At 57.7% G+C, this 22,309-nt stretch carries 26 protein-coding genes; 13 read left to right on the top strand and 13 right to left on the bottom strand.

Annotated features, from left to right (window positions below):
* Nucleotides 1-88: 88 nt before the first annotated feature.
* A complete protein-coding gene (locus O2N63_RS15350) occupies nt 89-655 on the top strand; it encodes a YqgE/AlgH family protein (RefSeq protein WP_271055169.1) in 567 nt (188 codons plus the stop codon).
* Nucleotides 656-790: 135 nt separating this feature from the next.
* Here O2N63_RS15350 and O2N63_RS15345 read toward each other — a convergent pair whose 3' ends face one another.
* The gene (locus tag O2N63_RS15345) at nt 791-1,747 is read right to left on the bottom strand and encodes an L-threonylcarbamoyladenylate synthase (RefSeq protein WP_271055168.1); all 957 of its coding nucleotides are present in this window, start codon (nt 1,745-1,747) and stop codon (nt 791-793) included.
* An 84-nt stretch (nt 1,748-1,831) separates the two neighbouring features.
* Here O2N63_RS15345 and O2N63_RS15340 point away from each other — a divergent pair, with 84 nt between their 5' ends.
* Nucleotides 1,832-3,553, top strand: a complete 1,722-nt coding sequence (locus tag O2N63_RS15340; RefSeq protein ID WP_271055167.1) for an acyl-CoA dehydrogenase — start codon at nt 1,832-1,834, stop codon at nt 3,551-3,553.
* Nucleotides 3,550-4,584, top strand: coding sequence for an MBL fold metallo-hydrolase (locus O2N63_RS15335; protein ID WP_271055166.1), 1,035 nt, complete (start codon nt 3,550-3,552; stop codon nt 4,582-4,584). Before O2N63_RS15340 ends, O2N63_RS15335 begins: the two co-directional genes overlap by 4 nt.
* Before the next feature lie 6 nt (nt 4,585-4,590).
* On the opposite strand, the gene O2N63_RS15330 is transcribed toward O2N63_RS15335, so the two are convergent.
* Complete coding sequence (locus tag O2N63_RS15330; protein WP_271055165.1) at nt 4,591-5,136, bottom strand: GNAT family N-acetyltransferase; 546 nt, start codon at nt 5,134-5,136, stop codon at nt 4,591-4,593.
* 130 nt (nt 5,137-5,266) lie between these two features.
* On the opposite strand from O2N63_RS15330, the gene O2N63_RS15325 reads away from it, so the two are divergent.
* Entirely contained in the window at nt 5,267-5,731 is a 465-nt protein-coding gene (locus O2N63_RS15325) for a DUF6173 family protein (protein WP_271055164.1), read from the top strand.
* A 3-nt stretch (nt 5,732-5,734) separates the two neighbouring features.
* Here O2N63_RS15325 and chrA read toward each other — a convergent pair whose 3' ends face one another.
* From chrA to O2N63_RS15310, 3 genes are read right to left on the bottom strand one after another with little or no spacing between them, the layout of a single operon-like run.
* On the bottom strand, nt 5,735-6,991 hold the full coding sequence (gene chrA / locus O2N63_RS15320) for a chromate efflux transporter (RefSeq protein WP_271055163.1): 1,257 nt from the start codon (nt 6,989-6,991) through the stop codon (nt 5,735-5,737).
* On the bottom strand, nt 6,991-7,233 hold the full coding sequence (locus O2N63_RS15315; RefSeq protein WP_271055162.1) for a hypothetical protein: 243 nt from the start codon (nt 7,231-7,233) through the stop codon (nt 6,991-6,993). Before O2N63_RS15315 ends, chrA begins: the two co-directional genes overlap by 1 nt.
* The gene (locus O2N63_RS15310; protein WP_271055161.1) at nt 7,205-8,155 is read right to left on the bottom strand and encodes an NAD(P)-dependent oxidoreductase; all 951 of its coding nucleotides are present in this window, start codon (nt 8,153-8,155) and stop codon (nt 7,205-7,207) included. Before O2N63_RS15310 ends, O2N63_RS15315 begins: the two co-directional genes overlap by 29 nt.
* A gap of 188 nt (nt 8,156-8,343) precedes the next feature.
* Here O2N63_RS15310 and O2N63_RS15305 point away from each other — a divergent pair, with 188 nt between their 5' ends.
* Entirely contained in the window at nt 8,344-8,478 is a 135-nt protein-coding gene (locus O2N63_RS15305; RefSeq protein WP_271055160.1) for an aa3-type cytochrome c oxidase subunit IV, read from the top strand.
* A 34-nt stretch (nt 8,479-8,512) separates the two neighbouring features.
* Nucleotides 8,513-9,133 carry a hypothetical protein gene (locus O2N63_RS15300; RefSeq protein ID WP_271055159.1) on the top strand — a complete coding sequence of 207 codons (621 nt, stop codon included), beginning with the start codon at nt 8,513-8,515 and terminating at the stop codon, nt 9,131-9,133.
* A 74-nt stretch (nt 9,134-9,207) separates the two neighbouring features.
* Here the strand turns inward: O2N63_RS15300 and O2N63_RS15295 are convergent, their stop codons facing one another.
* On the bottom strand, nt 9,208-9,537 hold the full coding sequence (locus O2N63_RS15295) for an AzlD domain-containing protein (protein ID WP_271055158.1): 330 nt from the start codon (nt 9,535-9,537) through the stop codon (nt 9,208-9,210).
* Complete coding sequence (locus O2N63_RS15290) at nt 9,534-10,262, bottom strand: AzlC family ABC transporter permease (protein ID WP_271055157.1); 729 nt, start codon at nt 10,260-10,262, stop codon at nt 9,534-9,536. Before O2N63_RS15290 ends, O2N63_RS15295 begins: the two co-directional genes overlap by 4 nt.
* A gap of 51 nt (nt 10,263-10,313) precedes the next feature.
* Here O2N63_RS15290 and O2N63_RS15285 point away from each other — a divergent pair, with 51 nt between their 5' ends.
* From O2N63_RS15285 to O2N63_RS15270, 4 genes are read left to right on the top strand one after another with little or no spacing between them, the layout of a single operon-like run.
* Nucleotides 10,314-11,195: a formate dehydrogenase accessory sulfurtransferase FdhD gene (locus O2N63_RS15285; RefSeq protein WP_271055156.1), complete on the top strand. Its 882-nt coding sequence runs from the start codon at nt 10,314-10,316 to the stop codon at nt 11,193-11,195.
* Nucleotides 11,192-11,722, top strand: coding sequence for a hypothetical protein (locus O2N63_RS15280; RefSeq protein WP_271055155.1), 531 nt, complete (start codon nt 11,192-11,194; stop codon nt 11,720-11,722). The genes O2N63_RS15285 and O2N63_RS15280 overlap by 4 nt, the downstream gene beginning before the upstream one ends.
* The gene (gene mobA / locus O2N63_RS15275; protein WP_408629822.1) at nt 11,719-12,366 is read left to right on the top strand and encodes a molybdenum cofactor guanylyltransferase MobA; all 648 of its coding nucleotides are present in this window, start codon (nt 11,719-11,721) and stop codon (nt 12,364-12,366) included. The genes O2N63_RS15280 and mobA overlap by 4 nt, the downstream gene beginning before the upstream one ends.
* Nucleotide 12,367: 1 nt before the next feature.
* Complete coding sequence (locus O2N63_RS15270) at nt 12,368-14,140, top strand: bifunctional molybdopterin-guanine dinucleotide biosynthesis adaptor protein MobB/molybdopterin molybdotransferase MoeA (RefSeq protein WP_271055153.1); 1,773 nt, start codon at nt 12,368-12,370, stop codon at nt 14,138-14,140.
* Nucleotides 14,141-14,279: 139 nt separating this feature from the next.
* On the opposite strand, the gene smpB is transcribed toward O2N63_RS15270, so the two are convergent.
* A complete protein-coding gene (gene smpB, locus O2N63_RS15265) occupies nt 14,280-14,768 on the bottom strand; it encodes an SsrA-binding protein SmpB (RefSeq protein WP_271055152.1) in 489 nt (162 codons plus the stop codon).
* A gap of 41 nt (nt 14,769-14,809) precedes the next feature.
* The gene (gene tsaA / locus O2N63_RS15260; protein WP_271055151.1) at nt 14,810-15,289 is read right to left on the bottom strand and encodes a tRNA (N6-threonylcarbamoyladenosine(37)-N6)-methyltransferase TrmO; all 480 of its coding nucleotides are present in this window, start codon (nt 15,287-15,289) and stop codon (nt 14,810-14,812) included.
* A gap of 126 nt (nt 15,290-15,415) precedes the next feature.
* On the opposite strand from tsaA, the gene O2N63_RS15255 reads away from it, so the two are divergent.
* Nucleotides 15,416-15,826 carry a RidA family protein gene (locus O2N63_RS15255; RefSeq protein ID WP_271055150.1) on the top strand — a complete coding sequence of 137 codons (411 nt, stop codon included), beginning with the start codon at nt 15,416-15,418 and terminating at the stop codon, nt 15,824-15,826.
* Nucleotides 15,827-15,871: 45 nt separating this feature from the next.
* Here O2N63_RS15255 and dapA read toward each other — a convergent pair whose 3' ends face one another.
* Nucleotides 15,872-16,747: a 4-hydroxy-tetrahydrodipicolinate synthase gene (gene dapA / locus O2N63_RS15250; protein ID WP_271055149.1), complete on the bottom strand. Its 876-nt coding sequence runs from the start codon at nt 16,745-16,747 to the stop codon at nt 15,872-15,874.
* Nucleotides 16,748-16,885: 138 nt separating this feature from the next.
* Between dapA and O2N63_RS15245 the strand changes: the two genes are divergently transcribed.
* Entirely contained in the window at nt 16,886-18,835 is a 1,950-nt protein-coding gene (locus O2N63_RS15245) for a lytic transglycosylase domain-containing protein (RefSeq protein ID WP_271055148.1), read from the top strand.
* A gap of 6 nt (nt 18,836-18,841) precedes the next feature.
* Here the strand turns inward: O2N63_RS15245 and O2N63_RS15240 are convergent, their stop codons facing one another.
* Nucleotides 18,842-19,702 (bottom strand): DMT family transporter, encoded by an 861-nt coding sequence (locus O2N63_RS15240; protein WP_271055147.1) that lies wholly within the window; start codon nt 19,700-19,702, stop codon nt 18,842-18,844.
* Nucleotides 19,702-20,388 (bottom strand): tRNA (5-methylaminomethyl-2-thiouridine)(34)-methyltransferase MnmD, encoded by a 687-nt coding sequence (gene mnmD, locus O2N63_RS15235; protein ID WP_271055146.1) that lies wholly within the window; start codon nt 20,386-20,388, stop codon nt 19,702-19,704. Before mnmD ends, O2N63_RS15240 begins: the two co-directional genes overlap by 1 nt.
* Nucleotides 20,389-20,441: 53 nt before the next feature.
* On the opposite strand from mnmD, the gene O2N63_RS15230 reads away from it, so the two are divergent.
* Complete coding sequence (locus tag O2N63_RS15230) at nt 20,442-21,482, top strand: NAD(P)/FAD-dependent oxidoreductase (protein ID WP_271055177.1); 1,041 nt, start codon at nt 20,442-20,444, stop codon at nt 21,480-21,482.
* On the opposite strand, the gene O2N63_RS15225 is transcribed toward O2N63_RS15230, so the two are convergent.
* Nucleotides 21,479-22,282: an acyl dehydratase gene (locus tag O2N63_RS15225; protein WP_271055145.1), complete on the bottom strand. Its 804-nt coding sequence runs from the start codon at nt 22,280-22,282 to the stop codon at nt 21,479-21,481. The genes O2N63_RS15230 and O2N63_RS15225 overlap by 4 nt on opposite strands.
* Nucleotides 22,283-22,309: the final 27 nt, after the last annotated feature.

Here is a 22,309-nt window from a genome sequence, read left to right as displayed (position 1 = left end):
GGAAATCACATTTAGGGGATGGCATGTTACCGCGATTTTCCTTCTCCCCCTCTTGCCATTTATCCAACCCGGGGCCAGAATTCATATTATGGACAAAGCGATGGATCTCAGCGGAAAACTTCTGATTGCCATGCCGGGGATCGGTGACTCCCGGTTTGACAAGTCGGTGATCTTTGTTTGCGCCCATTCCGAGGAGGGAGCGATGGGGATCATCGTGAACAAGCCCTCAGATGACGTGAAACTCGATGATCTGCTTGAACATCTGGACATTGAGGGGACGGATCTGACACTTGGCCAGATGGTCTATTTCGGTGGCCCCGTGGAAGGCGGGCGTGGGTTTATCCTGCATTCAGAGGATTATGTGGGCAATGACACCACGTTGCATGTAGATGATGTATTCTCGATGACCGCCACAAGGGACATTCTGGAAGACATAGCCCAAGGTGTTGGCCCCAAACAGGTCTTGGCGGCGCTTGGCTATGCCGGATGGGCGGCAGGTCAGCTGGAAGGTGAACTGCAACAGAATGCCTGGCTGACCGTTGACGCCGACCGCGCGATTGTCTTTTCCCCCGACCACAACAGCAAATGGTCTGCGGCCTTAGCCAAGCTCGGGGTCGATCCTTTGCTTTTGTCGGCAGAGGGTGGACACGCTTAACGGAAAGTTGGCGGCTGGTCCTCGCGATCTACGCTCGTCGTTTCCGGTGGCCTCGCTTCGCTCGGTCAGGGGCCAGCCCCTCGCGCTTCGCGCTCACCCCGGGATATTTCTGACCAGAAAATAAGCCGTTTCGGATCAGTTGTCGCGAGGAGCCGCAGCGCGGCGCAGGCGATCATTGATGGCACGGCCCAATCCATGATCCGGGATCGGCGAGACGGCAATTGGCGCATCTCCTTCGGCATCCATCTGATGAAGCATAGCAAAGAGATTGGCGGCGGCCTCTACAAGATCCCCTGCGGGCGATAGGTTGAGATCAGCTTCGACATGACCAAACCCAAGGAGCCTTTCGGTTGAGTGGAGTGTCTCGACATTGAGGCGCATCTTTGCGTTGGGTGCGTAATGTGAGGTCAGTTGCCCTGGTGCATTAATCGTTTCGCTCTCCTGCCTTCGGGCAAGAGGAGCACGGATTGCTTCTTCCAGTGCCTCGGCGGGCAGGCCACCGGGGCGCAACAACACGGGAATGGGGTCGATCCCCACAATCGTGCTTTCCACCCCAACAGCACAGGGGCCGCCATCAAGCACAGCTTCGATCTTGCCCGACAGGCCATCCATCACATGTTCCGCCGTCGACGGGCTGATCCGGCCTGATGGATTGGCGGAGGGCGCGGCCACTGGACGCCCCGCGGCCTCCAGAAGCTTTTGCGCAAGCGGGTGTTCTGGCACGCGGATTGCAACAGTCGGCAATCCCGCTGACACCAGATGAGACAATGGTCCACCCGGTTTCAACGGCAGGACCAATGTGAGTGGCCCCGGCCAGAATGCCATCGCCAGATCATGCGCCACGCCTTCAAGCACGGCGTAATCCGACACCGCCTCCATTGAGGGAAGATGCACGATCAGAGGATTGAAGCTGGGTCGCCCCTTTGCCTCAAATATCCGTGCGACAGCCCGATCATTTGTGGCATCCCCTCCAAGCCCGTAGACCGTCTCGGTCGGAAAAGACACAAGCGCCCCTGCGCGCAGCAATTCGGCGGCTCGTGCAATTCCAGCCTGATCATCAACCAGCAGTTCAGTTTTGATGGCGGAAGTCATGACGCTGCGTTTTCCTTTTGCCCTGGGGTCACGTTCAGTATGGATTGGTCCAGCCCTTACTTACCAGCCCGAAAAGGACGGACAATGCCCTATCGCGCCACCACAGAAGATTTCCAATTCCTGTTTGACCATGTGATTGGTTATGACCAGATCGCAGAAACTGAACTTTTTGCCGAAGCACCATCGGACATGGCGCAAGCCGTCCTGACCGAAGCCGGCAAGATGTGCGAAGAGGTGCTAGCGCCGCTCAATCGCAATGGTGACCTGATCCCGGCCAAGCTGGAAAACGGGGTTGTACGCACGTCTCCGGGCTTTGACGAGGGATACAAAGCAATTGCGGAAGGCGGTTGGATCGGCATGGCGGCGGACCCGGAATATGGTGGAATGGGCCTACCGCTTACATTGCAAACGGCGGTGAACGACATGATGTCGGCGTCTTGCCTGTCGCTACAACTCTGCCCGTTGATGACACAGGGTCAGATCGAAGCGCTTGAGCATCACGCCTCGGACGATCTGAAGAACCTGTATTTGCCCAAGCTGATCACAGGCGAATGGGCGGGCACGATGAACCTGACCGAACCGCAGGCCGGGTCGGATGTAGGGGCGCTGTCGTCAAAAGCCGAGGACAATGGCGACGGTACCTATTCGGTGACAGGGCAGAAGATTTTCATCTCTTGGGGCGACAATGACATTACCGAAAACGTCTGCCATTTGGTTCTGGCGCGTCTTCCTGATGGCGTGGCGGGCACCAAGGGGATTTCGCTCTTCCTCGTGCCAAAGCTGATCCCGGACGCAGATGGCAATCCGGGCGAGCGCAATTCGCTGCGCGTTGTCAGCCTTGAACACAAGATGGGTCTGCATGGCAGCCCGACGGCCGTGATGTCTTTTGAGGGCGCGCGCGGTTGGATGATTGGCGAGCCGCACAAGGGCATGGCCGCCATGTTTACCATGATGAACAACGCCCGCCTTGGCGTGGGAGTTCAGGGCTATGGCGCAGGGGAAGGCGCGTTTCAGCAGGCTTTGGAATACGCTCTGGAGCGCAAACAGGGCCGTACTCCGCTGGGCGACAAAGGCAACGGAACCATCGTCGATTTCGCAGATGTGCGCCGGATGCTGACCCAGATGCGGGCGGAGTTGTTTGCAGCCCGCGCGATGGCGATGTCGCTGGCCAAAGCAATTGATATGGCGCGCGCCACCGGCGACGCCGAATGGAACACGCGCGCAGCACTGCTCACCCCGATTGTCAAAGCCTACGGCACTGAGACCGGGATCAATGTCTCGAACATGGGCATTCAGGTTCATGGCGGCATGGGATTCATCGAAGAAACCGGGGCCGCGCAATATCTACGCGACGTGCGGGTGACGGCGATCTACGAAGGCACCAATGGCATTCAGGCAATGGACCTTGTGGGCCGCAAGATGATGGACGAGGGAGAGGCTGCTTTCCGACTGCTCGAAGAGATCGAAACCCAGGCTGAAGGCGCACGTGCGCAGTTCCCGAACATGTCCGAAGCGGTCTGGTCGGCAGCGGAAGATCTGCGTGAAACCGTGGAATGGCAAGTTGAACAGAAAGACATGCAAGATCGCTTTGCCGGCGCAGTCCCCTTCCTGATGGGCTTTGCCCGTGTTCTTGGGGCGCATTTCCACCTGAAAGCCGCGATTGCCGAAGGCGGCAAAGGCCCACGCACCGAGCTTGCCCGGTTCCACATCAACCGCCTGCTGCCGGAACATGTGGCACAATTTGCACAGGCACGCGCCGGGGCCGCTGGTCTTTACGCCCTGACACCTGACGACCTCGTTTCATGAGCGCTCCGCTAAAATTCCCTTTCCCCGACATTCCGGGGGAAGGTGAGGCAATTGAGGTCGCCAAGGGCGTCCTTTGGATGCGCCTACCGCTACCGATGGCGCTCGATCATGTGAATGTCTTTGCTTTCGAAGATGACGATGGTTGGACCATCGTCGACACCGGATTTGACACCGGCAAGACACGGCGGATCTGGGAAAAGCTGCTGAGCGGGCCGCTTGGCGGTAAGCCAGTAGTGCGTGTGATCGTGACCCATCACCACCCGGACCACGTCGGGCTGGCGGGCTGGTTTCAGCGCGATCACGGTGCCAAGTTGGTCACCACCCGCACAGCGTGGCTGTTTTCCCGCATGTTACTTCTGGACGAACAAATGGTGCCGGTGGATGAAACCATCGCCTATTGGCAGGCGGCGGGGATGGATCCAGAAGTGCTTGAAAAGCGCAAGACAGAGCGCCCCTTCAACTATGCCGACATCGTCGCCGACATGCCGCTTGGGTTCAACCGGATCAAGGAAGGGTCGTGCATTCACTTTGGCGGGCGTGACTGGAATGTGCATATCGGCAATGGCCACGCCCCGGAACACGCCACACTGTGGTCGACCGATGGCGAGTTGGTGATCGGCGGCGATCAGCTACTGGCCACGATCAGCCCGAACCTCGGCGTCTATGCCACAGAGCCAGAGGCCGACCCAGTGGGCGAATGGCTGGAAGCCTGTGAACGTCTGTCCGGCTATGCAACGGATACCCAGCTGGTCCTGCCCGGGCACAAGCTTCCGTTCACCGGGCTACCGACCCGAATGGGGCAGCTCATCCAGAACCACCATCACGCACTGGACCGGCTTGAAGCATTTCTGGAAACGCCTCACGTGGCGGGCGACTGCTTTCCACCGCTGTTCAAACGCAAGATCGGTGCAGGGGAATATGGCTTGGCTTTGGTCGAGGCCGTGGGCCATCTGAACCACCTTCTGCATGAAGGTCGCGTGATGCGCACAAAACGCGAGGATGGTGCCTGGATTTGGCAGAAATTCCGGTAAGAGCGGTTATTGTGGCGAAGCAAACACCTGCACAAACATATCTGTTTCGTCACAGGACAGGGCCCGGTCGCGGGTGAACCCGGTCTTTTCAAGCACTCTCGCCGAAGCCGGATTGTCACGACCAACCCCTGCAAGAACCGACAGTGGAGCCAGTTCCTGCAACACCTCCATGAAACCCATCAGCATTTCGGTGGCATACCCCTGCCCCCAATCGCGCTCTGCCAGCAGATACCCCAGATGCATCTGGGCAATATCCCCCCCTTCTGAAAGGTCCAGAAGGAAAACCATACCGATCAACCGCCGAGTCTCCGGTTCAGGGGCGCGGAGCGTGATCAAATAAACATCACTTTCGGCATTTCTTGCGTCTACCCAGTCTGTAAGTGCCGACAAGGTATTGGACAATTGCATCGCCGGGGGCAACGGTGCGAGAACATTGGGCGTGAGCAGGTCTTTCAAAGCCCGTTCAATCCGCTTTCGGCCAGCAGAATCGGCCAATTCGTCGGCCCAATGAGATATGGTCAAACGTTCTGTTTGAAACGCGACAAGGCGCATGTTGGAGCTCCTTTGGAACACGGCGATCCTAGGGTAATTCCGACAAACCTCAAGCACGGAAAAACCCGGCGTGACGCCGCCCCACATCTGTGGCACAACAGGTACGTTTACAACTGCCTGAGTGAAGATCATGACCAAAGCCCCGAGTTTCCAACCCAAAAGCCGCGCCGCAAAATGTTCGGAAGACGCCCCGGTGGGAGTTGAAGATCAGCCTTTGCCCAAGAAAGTTGCCGAAACTCCGGTTGAGGAGAAGTCTCCTGCACAATGGGCCTATGAACGGTTGATCCTCTATATCAAGAATTTCGAGGAACAGCTGGACAACGAGCACGAGGTGGCAATGGGATTCACCGGCGGCGATGCCGGTGTACTGCGCATTGAAGGGATCGGTTTTTTCGACCCGGACGTGATCACTTTTTATGGCTCAGACGAAAGCGGTGCCCGCACCCAGCTCATTCAGCATGTGAGCCAGCTCTCGGTCATGCTGCGCGCCTTACCCGTGGCCGTTGAAGCGGAAGCCCCCAAACGAATTGGGTTCCGGCTTGCTGCAGAGTTGGAAGAGGATCAGAAAGAAGATGCCGCCAACAGGGCAGGCTGATCGCTAGCCCAACTGTCCCAACAGAACACCCCCTGCGGCAGCAAGGCCAAGCACCCAGCCAAGCCCCAGCTTCAGCCGCAGGAGCAACACCCCGCAGAGCATGGACAACAGCGCAGCACGCCAGTCGAGACTTTCCAACTCTGGTTGCCAAAGCGTGAACACTCCCCATTTGGCGCGGCTCACCTCGTGGAAAAGCACGTTCAGACCAAACCAGAGCGATAGGTTCAGGATCACACCAACGACCGCAGCCGTGATCGCAGACAGCGCCCCGATCATCCGCGGCTGGGCAGCGATCTGGTCGATATAGGGGGCGCCTGCGAAGATCCAAAGGAAGCACGGGGTGAATGTCGCCCAAAGCGTGACAATTGCCGCCGCGAAAGCCATGCCAAATCCAGCGTCCCGAAACCCTGCTATGAAGCCCACAAACTGCGTGACCAGAATAAGCGGCCCCGGCGTGGTTTCGGCCAGCCCCAGACTGTCGAGCATCTCATCCGCCGTAAGCCAACCAAACCCGGTGACCACATCCTGCGCCATATAGGCAAGCACCGCATAGGCGCCACCAAATGTGACCACGGCGAGTTTCGAGAAGAACGCACCAAGCTGCGGCAAGATGGTTTGACCTGCAAAGAGATCAAGGGCGGCCAGTGGCACCAACCAGATCGCCAACCAGATCACAACAGTCGCCAGTGTATTTTGCATCCTGTGACGAGGGAGATCGGTTTCCGCCGCCAGTCCAGAGGCTGTGAGGGCACCATAAATCCCTGCCCCGATCACAATCAGCGGAAATGGCAGCGACAGGAAAAAGATGCCTATAAAGGCCAATCCGGCGATGATCCAATGCGCCTTTCCCTTCAGCGCGCGCCTGGAAACTTTCAAAAGCGCTTCAAGCACGATGATCAGCACGGCGGATTTCACACCGAGAAACAAGAGCGCGACAAATGGCACTTTGCCATAACTCACATAAAGGGCAGCCAGGGCAAAGATCACAGCAGCGCCGGGCAGAACAAACAGAAGCCCGGCCATCAGCCCCCCCATCACTCCGCGTATTCGCCAGCCAGAATAGGTGGCCAATTGCATCGCTTCCGGTCCGGGCAGCAACATGCAGAAACTGAGCGCATTCAGAAACTGCTGCTCGGTCAACCATTTCTTCTCTTCAACCAGAACCCGGTGCATCAAAGCAATCTGCGCGGCTGGTCCGCCGAAGGACTGCACCCCAATCCGCCAGAACACGGACAGGGTTTCGGATAAACTGTGGGTCATTACGCGCTTGCCCCTTTTGGCCAACCATGTTCCTCGTCCATCGCACCTCGCGCCCAGCGGTAAGGCGCATCAAGGACGCCCAGTCCTGCCTCAAGCTGCTGGGTGACATCGCGATACATGCGCGACAAGCCTACGGCAATAGAAAGAAGTCCCGAGGCCTGCGAAGCGGGATCATGAGGTTTGGTGTCAGTGGGACAAACTGTCCAGCGGCGCTCAGATCCGCCCTGTCGGAACCACCTCATAGCCGGGTTCTTCCGGCTCATCATCCGCCATTTCCGCTGGAAAGCCCGGAGCACGGATATCCAGCCCGGTGGCCTCTTCGAGACGCTTGATAATATTGGGGGACAGCTCTCGTTCGCCGTAACGGGCAATACCATCGTCAAATATTTTCACCAGCAGCGGACTGATCTCAAGCGGGACATCGTTGCGGTCGGCGATCTCTTGAAACAAGCCAATATCCTTTTTCACCAGATCCATGGTGAAAGAGATATCGCGCGAACCGTTCAGGATCACCTGACTTTCAGTCACATGCGAAAAGGAATTGCCCGAGCTTATTTTTATCGCTTCGTAAGCCGTATTCAGATCCATACCTGCGGCTTTGGCCGTCACCAGTGCTTCGGCATTTGCCACCAGATGCACCGTGGCAAGGTAGTTGGTCAGCACTTTCAGAACCGAGGCCGTACCCAGTTCCCCCGTATGCAACACACGCCGCCCCATGGTGGTCAAAAGTGGAAAGACCCGATCAAAAGTCTCACGGTCGCAACCCGCAAAGATAGAGATGTTGCCGGTATCGGCACGGTGACATCCCCCCGAGACCGGACAATCCACCGCAGTGCCACCAGCCTCGATCACTTTGGACCCCAGACGCTTCACTTCGGCCTCGTCAGTCGTGGACATCTCCATCCAGACCTTTCCAGATCTGATCTCCGGCAACATTTCGCCCATCACCGCATTCGACGCAGCGGGTGAGGGCAGGCAGGTGATGACTGTGTCGCAATCGCGCATCATTTGGGCTGGGCTTTCAGCCGCTGTCGCCCCCCGGGCAACCAGATCCGCAACCAGATCTGGGTTCAGGTCATGTACCGTCAGATCCACACCATTGCGCAACAAAGACCCGGACAGTTTGCCACCGACATTGCCCAATCCGATAAATCCGACTTTCATCCATCTCTCCTGATTTCAATGGTTTCCACTCAAACCTTGCAGGCACGAGCCCGGGGAACTGTTCTGTTTGCGACGCAGGGTAGATTTCTGTGGTCTGATCCCATTTCCTCGACTGACAAGAGGTGACAGGCCCTTCAAAATCGGCTAATCGACAACTTAACACGTGATTCAAATAGGGAAGACCTAAAATGGCAGAACATGAAATGGGCACCATGGACACCAGCGTTCAGGAAAAAACCTATGAAGGTTTCATCAAGGTCTGCGCTCGTTCAACCATTGCAATCATCCTGTTTCTGGTATTCCTTGCAATCGTAGGCGCATAAAACGCCGAACGAGACAACATGGTTGGGGGTGAGGATGCGGCGCAGCTTTTTGGCGCTGGCACTGATAGCTGGGCTTGCTGCCTGCGGTGGTGCCGACAATAAATGGGCCAGTGACGAAGCGGTGGCGAGTGTCACCTTTCGCGAGGCCGGCCCCCCCACGCTCACACTCTTTACCGTTATTTCAAATCAGAGAAACTCCGGTGCTCATTCCGCCCTCATGATCAACGGTCATGAGCGGGTGTTGTTCGACCCCGCCGGCACCTGGGGACATGCACGCATCCCGGAACGTCATGACGTGCATTACGGGATCTCGTCCGGTGTTCTGGATTTCTACATCGACTACCACTCCCGCATCACCTATCGCGTGGTCCAACAGGATATCGTGGTAAGCCCCGAGGTCGCAGAGCTGGCGATCCGGTTGGTCGAGCAAAACGGTCCGGTGCCCAAAGCCCATTGCTCAAAGTCGGTTGCCGCCATCATGAAACGTTTGCCCGGTTTTGAGGGAGCCCCTGACAGTTGGTTCCCGACAGCGCTGATGGATTACCTCGCGACCAAACCGGGGGTGAAGGAAGAAACCTTCTATGACGACGATCCACATATCAACTATGAAATTCTCGTAGAGGGTCTTCCGGCAGGCGTCGCACCCGGCACCTGACGACAGCAAACACCGGGGCAAAACACAGATCTCACGGGTTGCTCGTGTCCCGGTTTCCCTTTTGGTCCCGGCCATTAGCCCAGAAGATAGATCATCCCGTAGAGAGTGACGGCACCGCATAGGATTGCCATCAGGACATTCTTGCCAAAATAACCGACGCTCAGTGTAACCAGAGCTGCGGCCAAGCGCGCTGGATCGGTCATGCCATCCGTGGCTTCTGGCCAGAATACCAATGGCGCTACAAGACCGGGCAATACCGCAACCGGCGTATAGCGCAAATGGCGCAACACCCATTCCGGCATCGGCCGGTCCCCAATGATGCCAAGGAAACTGAAGCGGATCAGGAAACTGCCAACGGCGAGCCCGAAGATGATCACCCAGATGGTCAGATGCGAATAGCTCATCCCTGCGCCCCTGTTCCGGGCCGACGCGCCATCCACAATTCGATTTGCGCCCCTACTGCCATCGCCACCACGGCTGCGACCAAAAGCCCGGTTCCATAGGGCATCCACGCCATCAATAGCGCGACAATGACAGAGGTCACTGCCGCGGCGCTATGCGCAATCGTGCGCAAGGCCGGAGCAATCATGGCGATAAAGGTAATTGGCAAGGCAAAATCAAGCGCGAACTCCGGTGGAATTTTCGTTCCTGCGACAGCGCCTACATAAGTCAGAATATACCAAAATGGGGCAATCGGAACGACAGTTCCAAGATAATAGGCAAGCCGTGCTGATACCGACAGATCCGGCTCCATCTCGAACTTGATCTGAGACAGCGTATAGGCCTGATCCACCATAAAATAGGCGGCCAATGCTCGTTTCCATATCGGCGCTTTGCCCAGATAGGGCGTGAGGGATGCCGAATACATCGCCATGCGCAGATTAACCGCAAGTGCCGTCAGGATCACGATAATCGTGGGCGCGTTTTCACTCATCACCTGAAGCGCGGCAAACTGCGACGCCCCCGCAATGACCAACACAGAAAACCCCATGACTTCAGCAAGGTTCAATCCAGCCTCAGCCCCAACCACACCAAAAAGCAGCGCAAATGGCCCCACCACCAGCAGGAAGGGCAGCGCATCGCGCGATCCGCGCAAAAAGGCGGTTTTGGGGGTGACACTTTGTTCCATCAAACCCTAAATTGCTCATATGCCCGGAAGGGGCAAGAGCAAGGATGCAATATGTCTAAAATCGATCCAAGCGACGACTACATCATCGCCCCAGATCCCACTGCCGCCCGCCTGACCCGCGCGGTGATCGGCGTGGATGAACACGGGGATGACGTGACCGCAAATGTGGTTGAAGAACGCCCGCTGACGATTTTTCTCAACCGCCGTGAGATTGTGACTGCCATGACCATCGGGGATTACCCCGACTACCTCGCCATGGGGTTTTTACGCAATCAGGGCATGCTGTCGGATAACGATCAAATCACCGGCGTCGATTATGACGAGGAACTGGACACAGTGGTTGTGCGCACCGCCGTTGAGACTGATTTCGAAGACAAGCTCGCTCGTAAAACCCGCACGTCCGGTTGCGCGGTCGGCACGGTCTTTGGCGACATGATGGAAGGGCTGGAGGGTCTGACCCTTCCCACAACCGAGTTGCGCACATCATGGCTTTATACGCTTGCCAACAAGATCAACCGCACCCCGTCGCTCTATTTGGAAGCAGGAGCGATCCACGGCACTGTCTTGTGTCAGGGCGAGCGTCCGCTTGTCTATATGGAGGACGTGGGGCGCCACAACGCGGTCGACAAGGTGGCAGGCTGGATGCTGGCCGAAGGCATCGATGGGGCGGACAAGATCCTCTATACCACCGGGCGGCTGACCTCGGAAATGGTGATTAAGACCGCGCAGATGGGCATCCCCGTGCTTGTCTCGCGCTCCGGCTTCACTGCTTGGGGCGTGGAAATCGCGCAAGAGATCGGACTGACGCTGATTGGTCGGATGCGTGGCCAGCGCTTCACCTGCCTGTCCGGCGCAGACCGTCTGATCCGAGACATGGATCCCGCCCACGCACCAACTGAGGAAAAGAAACACCGTCGGAAGGGAAGCGCATGAGTTATGAGTTCACATACGAACTGACAGACACTCAGAGTTTGCGAGCCGCAAGAATTGCTCAGCGCATAGTACTTAGGTATCACTATCCAATCAAATTTCACTTAGTTGGGATTTTGTTTCAGACATTTATAGCTTCTGGTGCCGTCGCAATCGGCTATATTCTCCGTGAACTAATCTTTGATGATACCATCCTTCCAGTTTGGCAAATTGTTATTTCTATCGCCATCGGTTCAATTATCATCTGGGGTTGGCAACGCATAACAGCTGTCACAATGATCCGAAACATTAAGCATATGCCGAGCATGCGCGGTCAAATGAACGTTGCAGTAAACTCGCACGGAATAAAGTCCTGCCGTGGTGGGAAAATGGTCAAGGCCCCATGGCACACTATTGATGACTTCTTACAGACCAAAGAGTGCGTTGTTCTTTTGAGCGGCGGTCAGCCTATTTCAATTCCGAAGTCAATCATAGAAGATGAAGCCAAATTCGTGGATGATGTCACGGCTTGGATGAAACCTGCGAAATGACGATGCCCAATAATAAAGTCTACGGTGTGATCCTCGCCGGAGGGCTCGCCACACGAATGGGTGGCAGCGAAGAGGCGCAACTCGACAAGGGACGGTTGGAATTGGGCGGCAAGAGCCTACTTGAGCATGTGATCACCCGCCTCGCCCCACAGGTCGACACCTTGGCGCTGAATGCCAATGGCGATGCTTCGCGTTTCGCCGATACTGGCCTGCCTGTTCTATCCGACAGCATCGAAGGATTTGCGGGCCCGCTTGCCGGTGTCCTTGCGGGGTTGGATTGGGCGGCCGAGCAAGGTGCAACCCACATACTATCCGCCGCTGCCGACACACCGTTTTTCCCGACAGATCTTGGCGCGCGCCTGATCGCCGCCGCAAAGGCAGAGGGTACCCCCATTGCGCTCGCTGCCACAAATGATCCAGATCGCGGCCCCATGCGCCAACCCACATTTGGCCTCTGGCCGGTAGATCTGCGTGATGATCTGCGCGCTGCTCTCAAGGATGGATTGCGTAAGGTGGTCCTTTGGACCGACAAACACGGCGCCGCCCTCGCCCCCTATGACCCCGACCCGTTTGACCCGTTTTTCAATGTCAACACACCCGAAGATCTGGAACGGGCTGAGGCTCTCCTGAAAGGAGCCAACTGACATGGCACGTATTTTCGGCATCACCGGATGGAAGAACTCCGGCAAGACCGGGCTGGTGGAGCGGTTGGTGGCCGAATTCACGGCACGCGGGCTGACTGTTTCGACCTTGAAACACACGCATCACGGCGTGGATCTTGAGCGTAAAGGCACGGACACCCATCGCCACCGCATTGCAGGCGCGCAAGAGGTGGTGCTGGTCAGTGATGCGCGCATTGCCCAATTGCATGAGCTTCGGGACACCCCGAAACCTGATCTCGATACGTTGCTGAAGCGCCTGCAGCCTTGTGATCTTGTGATCGTTGAGGGGTTCAAATCTGCCTCCCACCCCAAGATCGAGGCCTGCCGCGCAGAAACCGGTCAGCCATTGATCGCCCGCGAAAACCCCACCGTTCGTGCCGTCGCCGCCGATCACACGCCCACCGACCTGCCCTGCCCCCTTTTCGATCTCGACGACACCAGCGCGATTGCCGATTTCATCGCAGAGGAAACTGGGCTTGCCCCTCGGCCTGTCCCCAAAGCCGCTGGCCTAAAGAACGACTGTTTTGCTCTGCCTCCTGGCGTACACTGGACTCCCGTGGATGAAGCGCTTGCGACCCTACGGGATCGGCTCGCTCCGGTGACCGGCCCTGAGACAATCCCTACAGACAAAGCCCGCGGGCGTATTTTGGCCCGCGACCATATGGCCCTGCGGTCCAATCCTCCGGGTGCCAACTCCGCCGTAGATGGATACACGTTTGCGCACGCGAGCCTTCCATCCGAAACACAGATCACCTTACCGCTGGTTGAAGGGCGCGCAGCAGCAGGCGGACCATTTGAAGGCACGGTTCCCCCGGGCCACGCCATCCGCATCCTGACCGGCGCACTGCTTCCCAAGGGCGTGGACACCGTGGTGCTTCAGGAGGATGTGACCTTAACGGGCGACACAGTGAGCTTCCCCTCCGCCCCAAAACCCGGTGCCAATGCCCGAGCTGCGGGCGAAGATGTCGAGGCTGGCAAATTGGCCCTCCCAATGGGTCACAAGCTGCGCGCCCCAGATATTGCACTTCTCTCTGCCCTTGGACTTTCCGAAGTAGAAACACGCACCCCTCTACGCGTTGGGGTGCTTTCGACCGGAGATGAACTCGCCGCCCCCGGCAGCACCCTAGACGTGGCCCGCACATATGATGCCAATCGCCCAATGCTGCTCTCGCTTGCCGAAACATGGGGATATATCCCGGTTGATCTGGGCCATGTGTCCGATGACCGCGATGCCTTGCGCGACGCGTTCGACGCTGGAGCGGAAAAAGCGGATGTGATCCTCACCTCGGGCGGGGCCTCCGCCGGGGACGAAGATCACGTGTCTGCCCTGCTCCAGGAAACCGGTTCGCTGCACCACTGGCGCATCGCAATCAAACCGGGCCGCCCGTTGGCCCTTGCCCAATGGGGCACGACACCTGTCTTCGGCCTGCCCGGCAATCCGGTTGCCGCCCTCGTCACCACGCTGATTTTCGCCCGCCCCGCCTTTTCCGTGCTCGCGGGGGGAGGGTGGCTCGATCCGATGGCCATGACCCTGCCCGCGGCCTTTTCGAAGAAAAAGAAAGCAGGGCGTCGTGAATACCTGCGTGCACGGATCGGAGAAGATGGCCGGGTCGAAGCGTTCAAATCCGAAGGGTCCGGCCGCATCTCTGGCCTCGCCTGGGCCACAGGATTGGTGGAACTGTCAGACGACGCACAAGACATCACCCCCGGCACACCAATCCAGTTCCTACCCTATGCAGGGTTTGACCTCACCTGAGCTTTTTCTTGCAATAAATACCTCGGGGAGGGCGAGCCCGCTCGCGAGGGGCAGCGCCCCTCAGGCTCATCGCAGATGAGCCATCGCCGCCGCGCGGCCCGAGCCAGTGGCGAGGGCACTCAGTTCAAGAATTCAAATCTTATTCGCCGTGACGCAACAGGCGTTGCTTTTGCCGGCCCCAATCGCGCTTGGCCTCAGTCGCCCGCTTGTCATGGGCTTTCTTACCCTTCGCGATACCGATTTTGATCTTCACCAGACCCTTGTGGTTAAAATACATAACCATCGGCACAAGGGTCATCCCCTCGCGCTGGGTTGCTTTCCACATCCGGGCGATCTCGCGCCGAGAGGCCAATAGCTTGCGCTTGCGACGCTCCAGATGCCCCCAGGTCACCGCCTGTTTATATGGCGCGATATAGGCGTTGGTCAGAAAAAGTTCACCATCCTCAACCGCCGCATAGCTTTCTGCGATATTCGACCCACCAGTCCGAAGGGATTTCACCTCGGACCCTTGCAGGACAATCCCGCATTCGATGTCATCTTCGATCGCATAATCATACCGCGCACGGCGATTTTCCGCGATCACCTTGTAGTTGCCATCTTCTTTTACGGATTTCTTCTTCTTAGCCATAAATCGGATGTAGGGGTTGGCGTGGCCAGTGTCCAGCCTCTCTAGCACTGCACCCCGTCTTGCGGCTGATCAATGGTGGCAATCCAGGGCTTGATGTCCACCACGGGTGTGCCATCAAAACAATCTATGGCGTCAATCCCGATCCGATTTCCTTTGATCGAGGTAATTTTCACGGTTGCCAGAGCAATTGGATTGGGTCGCACCGGAGAGCGCAGGGAAAACACCCCACGTGGGCCATTTGTGTGACGCGGGCATTGCACAATCAAGTCGCGCCGCCCGCGATCCATCCAATACATCACGATGATATGACGTCCGACCGACAGCCCTTCGAGCCCTTGCTGATATCGCGGATCAAGCACAATTGCGAATTCGCCCCCACGTTCACGGGCACCCGCTAAATTGCCAGGGGCGGTGCCCTTCTCCCACGGGCTGCGCACCTTGCCGATAAAGGCTACCAAGGGGCCGGCCTCGTCCGCCGGATCAAACGGCAAGGCAATTTCGCCTTCTCGGATTTCGGACATGGGTCACTCCTTATGTCCTGCGCACTCTGTCACGCAGAGGTCCAATGCGAAAGGTCGAAATACCACCCGCAACGCCAGCTCTTCGAATATGCTAATATGAAGACATTGCTGAAAAGGAGATGCACCATGCCCGGCGGTCGCGTTCTGATCTCAAATGGGAATCCAATGGAAGAAATCGTCGGCTTCAGCCGTGCGGTCAAAGTCGGAAACTTCATCGCAGTCGGAGGAACCGCCCCGGTCGACGAAGATGGGAAAACAGTCGGCGTCGGGGATGTCTTTGCACAAACGACCCAGTGCTTCGAAATCATCAAAGCGGCCTTGGAACAGGCGGGGTCAGGGATTGAGGATATCGTCAGGACACGGGTTATCCTTACAGATATCGACCTTTGGAAAGACGCCATTGAGGCACGGAAAGCCTATTGCACGGATTCGCGTCCGGTCGACACAATCATGGCGGTCAGCCGCTTTGTTAATCCTGAATGGCTGGTGGAAATCGAAGTGGATGCAGTCATTCCGGAAATTCGACACTCCAAATAAAAAAGGCGCCCCGATTGGAGCGCCTTCTAAACTTGATATGCCGGATCAGTTGATCAAGCCTGCGTGACGCATCGCATCATCCAATGCTGATTTGGTCTCATCCGACAGCCCGACCAGCGGTGAACGTACCTCCTCCAAACAGACGCCCAGTTTCGACAGTGCGTATTTCGCGCCGCAAGTGCCCGGCTCCATAAAGATCGCCTTGTGCAGCGGCATCAGCTTGTCGGCAATCTCAAGCGCTTTGGTATAGTCGCCGTCCAGAGTGGCCGCCTGCATGTCGGCACACAGACGCGGCGCCACGTTTGCCGTGACCGAGATACAACCTTGCCCACCTTGGGCATTGAACCCATGCGCGGTAGCGTCTTCACCCGACAGCTGGATGAAATCCTTGCCGCAAGACATGCGCTGAAAGCTCACCCGTGCCAGATCGCCGGTGGCGTCTTTCACACCTACGATGTTCTTGTGCTGGGCCAGTTCGCCCATGGTCTCGGGTGACATGTCCACGACGGATCGTCCGGGGATATTGTAGATCACGATCGGCAGGTCCACGGCATCCGCCACGGTGCGGAAGTGGTGGATCAGTCCACGCTGGGTCGGCTTGTTGTAGTAAGGTGTGACCACCAGACCAGCGGTCGCCCCCACGCGCTTGGCGTGTTCCATGAAGCGCAGGGTTTCCACAGTGTTGTTGGACCCGGCCCCGGCGATGACCGGCACGCGGCCCGCAGCGGTTTCCACCACCGCCTCGATCACCGCTTCATGTTCTTCGTGGCTCAGAGTCGGGCTTTCGCCGGTTGTGCCCACTGGTACCAAACCGTTCGACCCTTCGTCGATCTGCCAGTTGACCAAGCGTTTGAGCGCGTCGAAATCCACTGCGCCGTCCTTGAACGGCGTGACCAGGGCAGGAAGACTTCCTTTGAACATGACACGCTCCTTTGTTTGTTGTCAGTTATGGCGGGGTCTTACTGAATCGCCCCACAAACGCGGCGGAAACTAGCCGGGTTCGATAGAAATGCCAAGAATGTGTGTTGAACTAACAGCGTGTCCGATTAGATTTCGCCCATGATTGCACGAATTTATCACATGTTCTCGGCGCTAGCTGCGCTATTTCTGCTTGGAACCGGTCCTGCACAGGCTCAGGATGCGGCTTCTGTCACTGCGTTGAAAGAGGCGATTGCGCTTTCCAGAACCGAGGATTGGCCTGCAGCTCAGACCAAAGCACGTGCCGGGGGCGCCCTTGTTTTCGACATTGTAGAGTGGCACCGGTTGCGCCAAGGCGAAGGTTCGTTTGGTGAAACGCGGGCGTTTCTTGAGCGTCGCGCCGATTGGCCGGGGTTGAAACTTCTGCGCAAACGTTCCGAGAGAAATATCCCGCGTGGCGGCACCCCTGCCCCGGTGCTGGCCTTTTTCAAGGACCAGCCACCACAAACAGGGCGAGGGGCCCTTCGTCTGGCTGAGGCGCTGAAAGCTACCGGACAGGACGGGGAGCGTGACGTGTTGATCGCGGCATGGCACTCTCTGTCGATGGACGAAGACGAACACAACGCTTTTGTGTCTCGTTACCCCGAAATCCTCAAAGGCTCTCATCGGGTCCGGACCGAAAACATGCTCTGGCGTGGCAATACCAAAGATGCATCGCGGATGCTGCCGCTTCTGAGCAAAAGTCAGGCCAGTTTGGCCCGCGCAAAGATCGCGCTGCGCCGCAAACAAGATGGCGTTGACGGGCTGATCAGTGCGGTGCCGTCATCGCTGGCTGATGATCCCGGTCTTGCCTATGAGCGGTTTCTCTGGCGGGCAGGAAAAGGTCGAAATCAGGATGCGACAGACCTGCTGCTCGAACGCTCAAAATCGTTGAGATCCCTAGGCGAACCGGAGCGCTGGGGCAGCTGGCGACGCGTTCTTGCGCGCTGGTCCATGCGGGATGGAAAACCCAAACAAGCATACCGGCTGGCTTCGATGCACCAGATGTCGGAAGGGTCAAATTACAACGACCTTGAGTGGCTTGCCGGTTATATATCGCTGCGCAAATTGAACGACGCAGAAACCGCGCTTTACCATTTCAAACGGTTTCGCGCAGGTGTCTTTACGCCAATTTCACTTGGCCGCGCAGGATATTGGATCGGCCGCGCCCATGAGGCAATGGGGAACGCAACAGAGGCAAAACTGGCCTATACGGAAGGGGCCAAATACCAGACCAGTTTCTACGGGCAGCTGGCCGCCGAGAAAGCTGGCATTCCAATGGATCCTGCCCTAACCGGACAGGAACGCCATCGCGATTTCAAAGCGCAGGGTTTCTGGTCCACCTCAGTGATGCAAGCCGCACGACTGTTGCAGTCCACAGGCGAACTATATTGGACGGAACGGTTTACCGTGCATCTGGCCGAACGCCTGACCCGCGATGAAATTGGACATCTGGCTGGCTGGGCCGAAAGTATGGACGAGCCTCATCTGCGTGTCATGATCGCCAAATATGCTGCCCGTCAGGGCTGGATCCTGCACCGCCCCTATTTCCCCACGCCGGACATTGGTCGAGGCAACGCAGGGGTTCCTCGGGCGCTGGAGCTTGCCATCGCGCGGCGCGAAAGCGAATTTGATCCGGAAGTGGTATCTGGGGTTGGCGCACGGGGCCTGATGCAGCTCATGCCCGGCACCGCCAAGGATATGGCAAAACGGCTGGACATCTCATATTCCAAATCTCGCCTCACTCAGGATTCCGCCTACAATACGCGGCTCGGATCGGAATATCTTGCAAAACTCATCGAGGATTTCGACGGCAACCCGGTATTGATTGCGGTGGGATATAATGCCGGTCCAGGACGGTCCCGCAGTTGGTCGGAACGGCTCGGGGATCCACGCGCGCGAAGCACCGACATCGTTGACTGGATCGAGCATATCCCATTTCGCGAAACCCGTAACTATGTGATGCGCGTGACCGAAAGCCTGCCGGTTTATCGCGCCCGATTGACCGGCAAGACCGAACCCATGCGACTTTCCAGGGAACTGAAGCAATAGGATGGGCTATGTCGCTTTGCGGGTCCGCTGCAACGTGAATACCCCAGCCGCAACAACGATCACCGCTCCGATAATGACATTTGTTTCAATCACTTCGTTAAACACCGCCACACCAAGGGTCGATACAAATACGAGCTGCAGATAGGCAAAAGGCTGCACAGCGCTGGCTTCGGCCATTTCATAGCATTTGATCAAGAGCCAGTGCCCCAGAACACCTGTTATGCAAAGAACAATCATCCAGATCCAATCACCACCGCTCATTGGCTCCCAGAACCAGGCACCGATTGCGGTCATCACAATGGCGCCGGTGATGCCGGTCCAGAAGAAACTGATCTGTGTGCTGTCAAAGCGCGAGGCATAGCGGGTCAAAAGACCGTAAAGCGCAAACATTGCTGCGCCGACGAGTGGGACAATCGCTTCGGGGGCAAAGACCCCGAAACCTGGCTTTAAAATGATCAGAATACCGATAAAGCCAACTGCAATCGCGGCCCAACGTCTCCAGCCCACTTTTTCTCCAAGTACGGGACCAGAGAGCGCAGCAACAATCAGTGGGTAACAGGCAAAAACTGCGTGACTTTCCACCAAGCCCAACAGCGTGAAGGCCAGAACCGTGACACAAATTTCCAACGCTAGCAGAGCGCCGCGAAATATCTGCAACACAGGCTTTGCCGGGCGCAACGCATTGCGCAAACCGCCTGATCGCCGGGTCAGCCACACGACAAATGCGGCGAAGAACCAATAGCGGATCATTACCACCATCCAGACATTGTATTCTCCGGCCAGATGACGCGAGATCCCGTCCTGCATTGCAAAAACGAAGGTTGCTGCCACCATCAGCCAGATGCCAATGCGAGTGTTTTGCTCCATCAGATCTCCCGTGGGCGCAGGATCCCACGGCTCATATGCCGCTTGCGCCCATATCCGGGCGAACGTTCCACGTCAAAACCAGCGGCGTCTAGCGCGCGCCGTACGAAACCGGCGGCAGTATATGTCGCAAACGTGCCATTGGGCGCAGTGTGATGGCCAATCTCGGTCATGAGGTCTTCGCCCCACAGCTCCGGGTTCTTGGCAGGCGAAAACCCATCCAGAAACCATGCATCCGCATGTCCGGTCCAGCGACCTAGTTCTTTGCGCGCGTCGCCTTCGACCACTTCAACACTCAGACCGTGAACGTCAAACAGGCGTCTTCCCGCTCCCCATGCGTCAAGAAAAGGGTCCGCCAAGGCACGTGCCTCGGGGAACGCCTCAAGCGCTCTACTAACATCAGCCACGCTCATCGGAAAAGCCTCAAAGGAGGTAAAGCGCACCCCTTCAGGAGCACCTGCCGCCTGCCAAGCCATCAGCGTCGCCAACATATTCAACCCGGTTCCAAACCCGAGTTCTGCCACATGGAATCCCGGTCGAAACCGCGCTGGCAGGTCATTTCCCGCCAAGAACACATGCCGCGTTTCATCCAGCCCGTTTTCCAGACTGAAATACGGGTCGTCAAAACGTGTCGCGACGGGAACGCCGCTTTCTTTCCATTCGAGCTTCGCTGTCTGGTCCTGTCCCATCCGATCGCCTATGAGTGGGTGCAACTGGGCGACAATGAGGAAGGATGTCCGTTTTGGCAACAGTGGATGTGACCGTGATGGGCGCTGGTGTGTTCGGGTTGAGCGTGGCATTTGCCTGTGCTTTGCGCGGGGCGAAGGTGCGGGTGATTGAACGCACGGGGGTTGCCGCAGGCTGCTCTGGTGGTGTGGTCGGCATGTTGGCGCCCCATGCACCGGAAAACTGGAATGACATCAAGGAATTTCAGTTTCAAAGCCTGATCATGGCCGAGGCTTTCTGGCAGCGGGCCGCCGAGTTGTCAGGTCTGCCTACGGGCTATGGGCGTGTTGGGCGGTTGCAACCGATTGACACTGAACGTGGGTTGGAACTGGCGCGGGAGCGAGCGCAGACGGCGCGGGAATGCTGGCAGGGCATGGCCCGCTGGGAGGTGGTCGAGGCCACCGGAGGGGATTGGTCTCCCCAATCTGAGACCGGCCGGCTGATTCACGACACCCTCAGTGCCCGCATTCATCCTCGATCCGCCTGTAATGCGATGGCCAGTGCCATTCAGGCCTTGGGTGGAGAGGTTGTGATCGGTGACGCGCCTGCACAGGGGCGCGTGATTTGGGCCACCGGACTTGCCGGGTTGCAAACCCTGTCTGCCGAACGCGACAAGCAGGTTGGTAATGGCGTCAAAGGCCAAGCCGCCCTGTTGGGATTGGACGCGCGCGGCATGGCGCAGGTGGCGGCTGGGCCGGTGCTGATTGTGCCGCATGAAAACGGGACCGTGGCGGTCGGATCAACCTCTGAGCGGGACTATGCCTCGCCAGATGAAACCGACGAGCTTTTGGACGACATTCTACTCAAGGCCGGCGAGGTCCTGCCGGTACTACGCGCCGCCCCGGTGATCGAACGCTGGGCGGGGCTCAGGCCACGTGCGCGCAGTCGGGCGCCCATGCTTGGCCTCTGGCCGGGACGAGATCAGGAATATATCGCCAATGGCGGGTTCAAGATCGGGTTTGGCATGGCCCCCAATGTGGCAGAGGTCATGGCTGATCTGGTGCTGGAAGGCGAAGATCGGATACCAGAGCGGTTCCGGGTGGAGGCAAGCCTTTAAAGCTCTGCTTCGGCCAACATGCAGAGCCGCCCGTCATGTCCGCGCACCCATAAGACCTGCCCTTTGCGGCAAAGCGTGGCCCCCTCTGTGTGCAAAACCGGCGACATGGCGCGGAAGCGAAAACCGGAAAGTGGGCCAAGTTCACGCTCGGCCTTGAGCATCAGGAGCTGCGCCAGAAGCGGACCGTGGACCACCAGCCCTGCATATCCCTCGACGTCGCGGGCGTAATCAATGTCGTAGTGGATCCGATGCCCGTTGAAGGTCAGGGCGGAATAGCGAAACAGAAGTGTCGACGAAAACTGCCAGCTTTCCTCGCTGTCTTCATCCTCAGCGGCCGGTTGCGGATTGGGCTTTGGGGCGTCAGGTGAGGGATCTTCACGATAGACCAGATCCTGCCATTCGGTGATTTTCAGCTCATGATCCTGCCGGATCTCGTGGCGCAGCGTGACAAAACCAAGCGGGCCAGTGCGGCCCTGCTTTTGTTCGGCATGCTCCAACCAAGTGGTCTTTTCCGCTTCCACACCCGCCAGCAATGGTGCGCGAAAAGCAAGCCGCCCCCCCGCCCACATGCGACGCGGCAGCCCCATATCGGGGATCAACCCGCCCACTTTTGGATGCCCGTCCCGACCCAACTGCTCGGGCGGCAGTGCATTCCAGAAATGTAATTGATGAAAAAACGGAGGCAATGGTTCGCCTACGGCAGGGGGCGTGCCAAGTCCCAGTGCGGTAAAGAGGGTTGCTGTCCTAACCGGGTTCATAGGATCGGTCAGGGTTTCAAATTCAGTGCCTTTGTCTTGCATCCCAAACGCCCTCCTGTCAGCCTGAGG

The organism is Aliiroseovarius salicola (genome assembly GCF_027891095.1).
Lineage (GTDB): Bacteria > Pseudomonadota > Alphaproteobacteria > Rhodobacterales > Rhodobacteraceae > Aliiroseovarius > Aliiroseovarius salicola.
The sequence above is the reverse complement of the archived record's forward strand: the minus strand, read 5'-3'. Positions and strand labels throughout refer to the sequence as shown.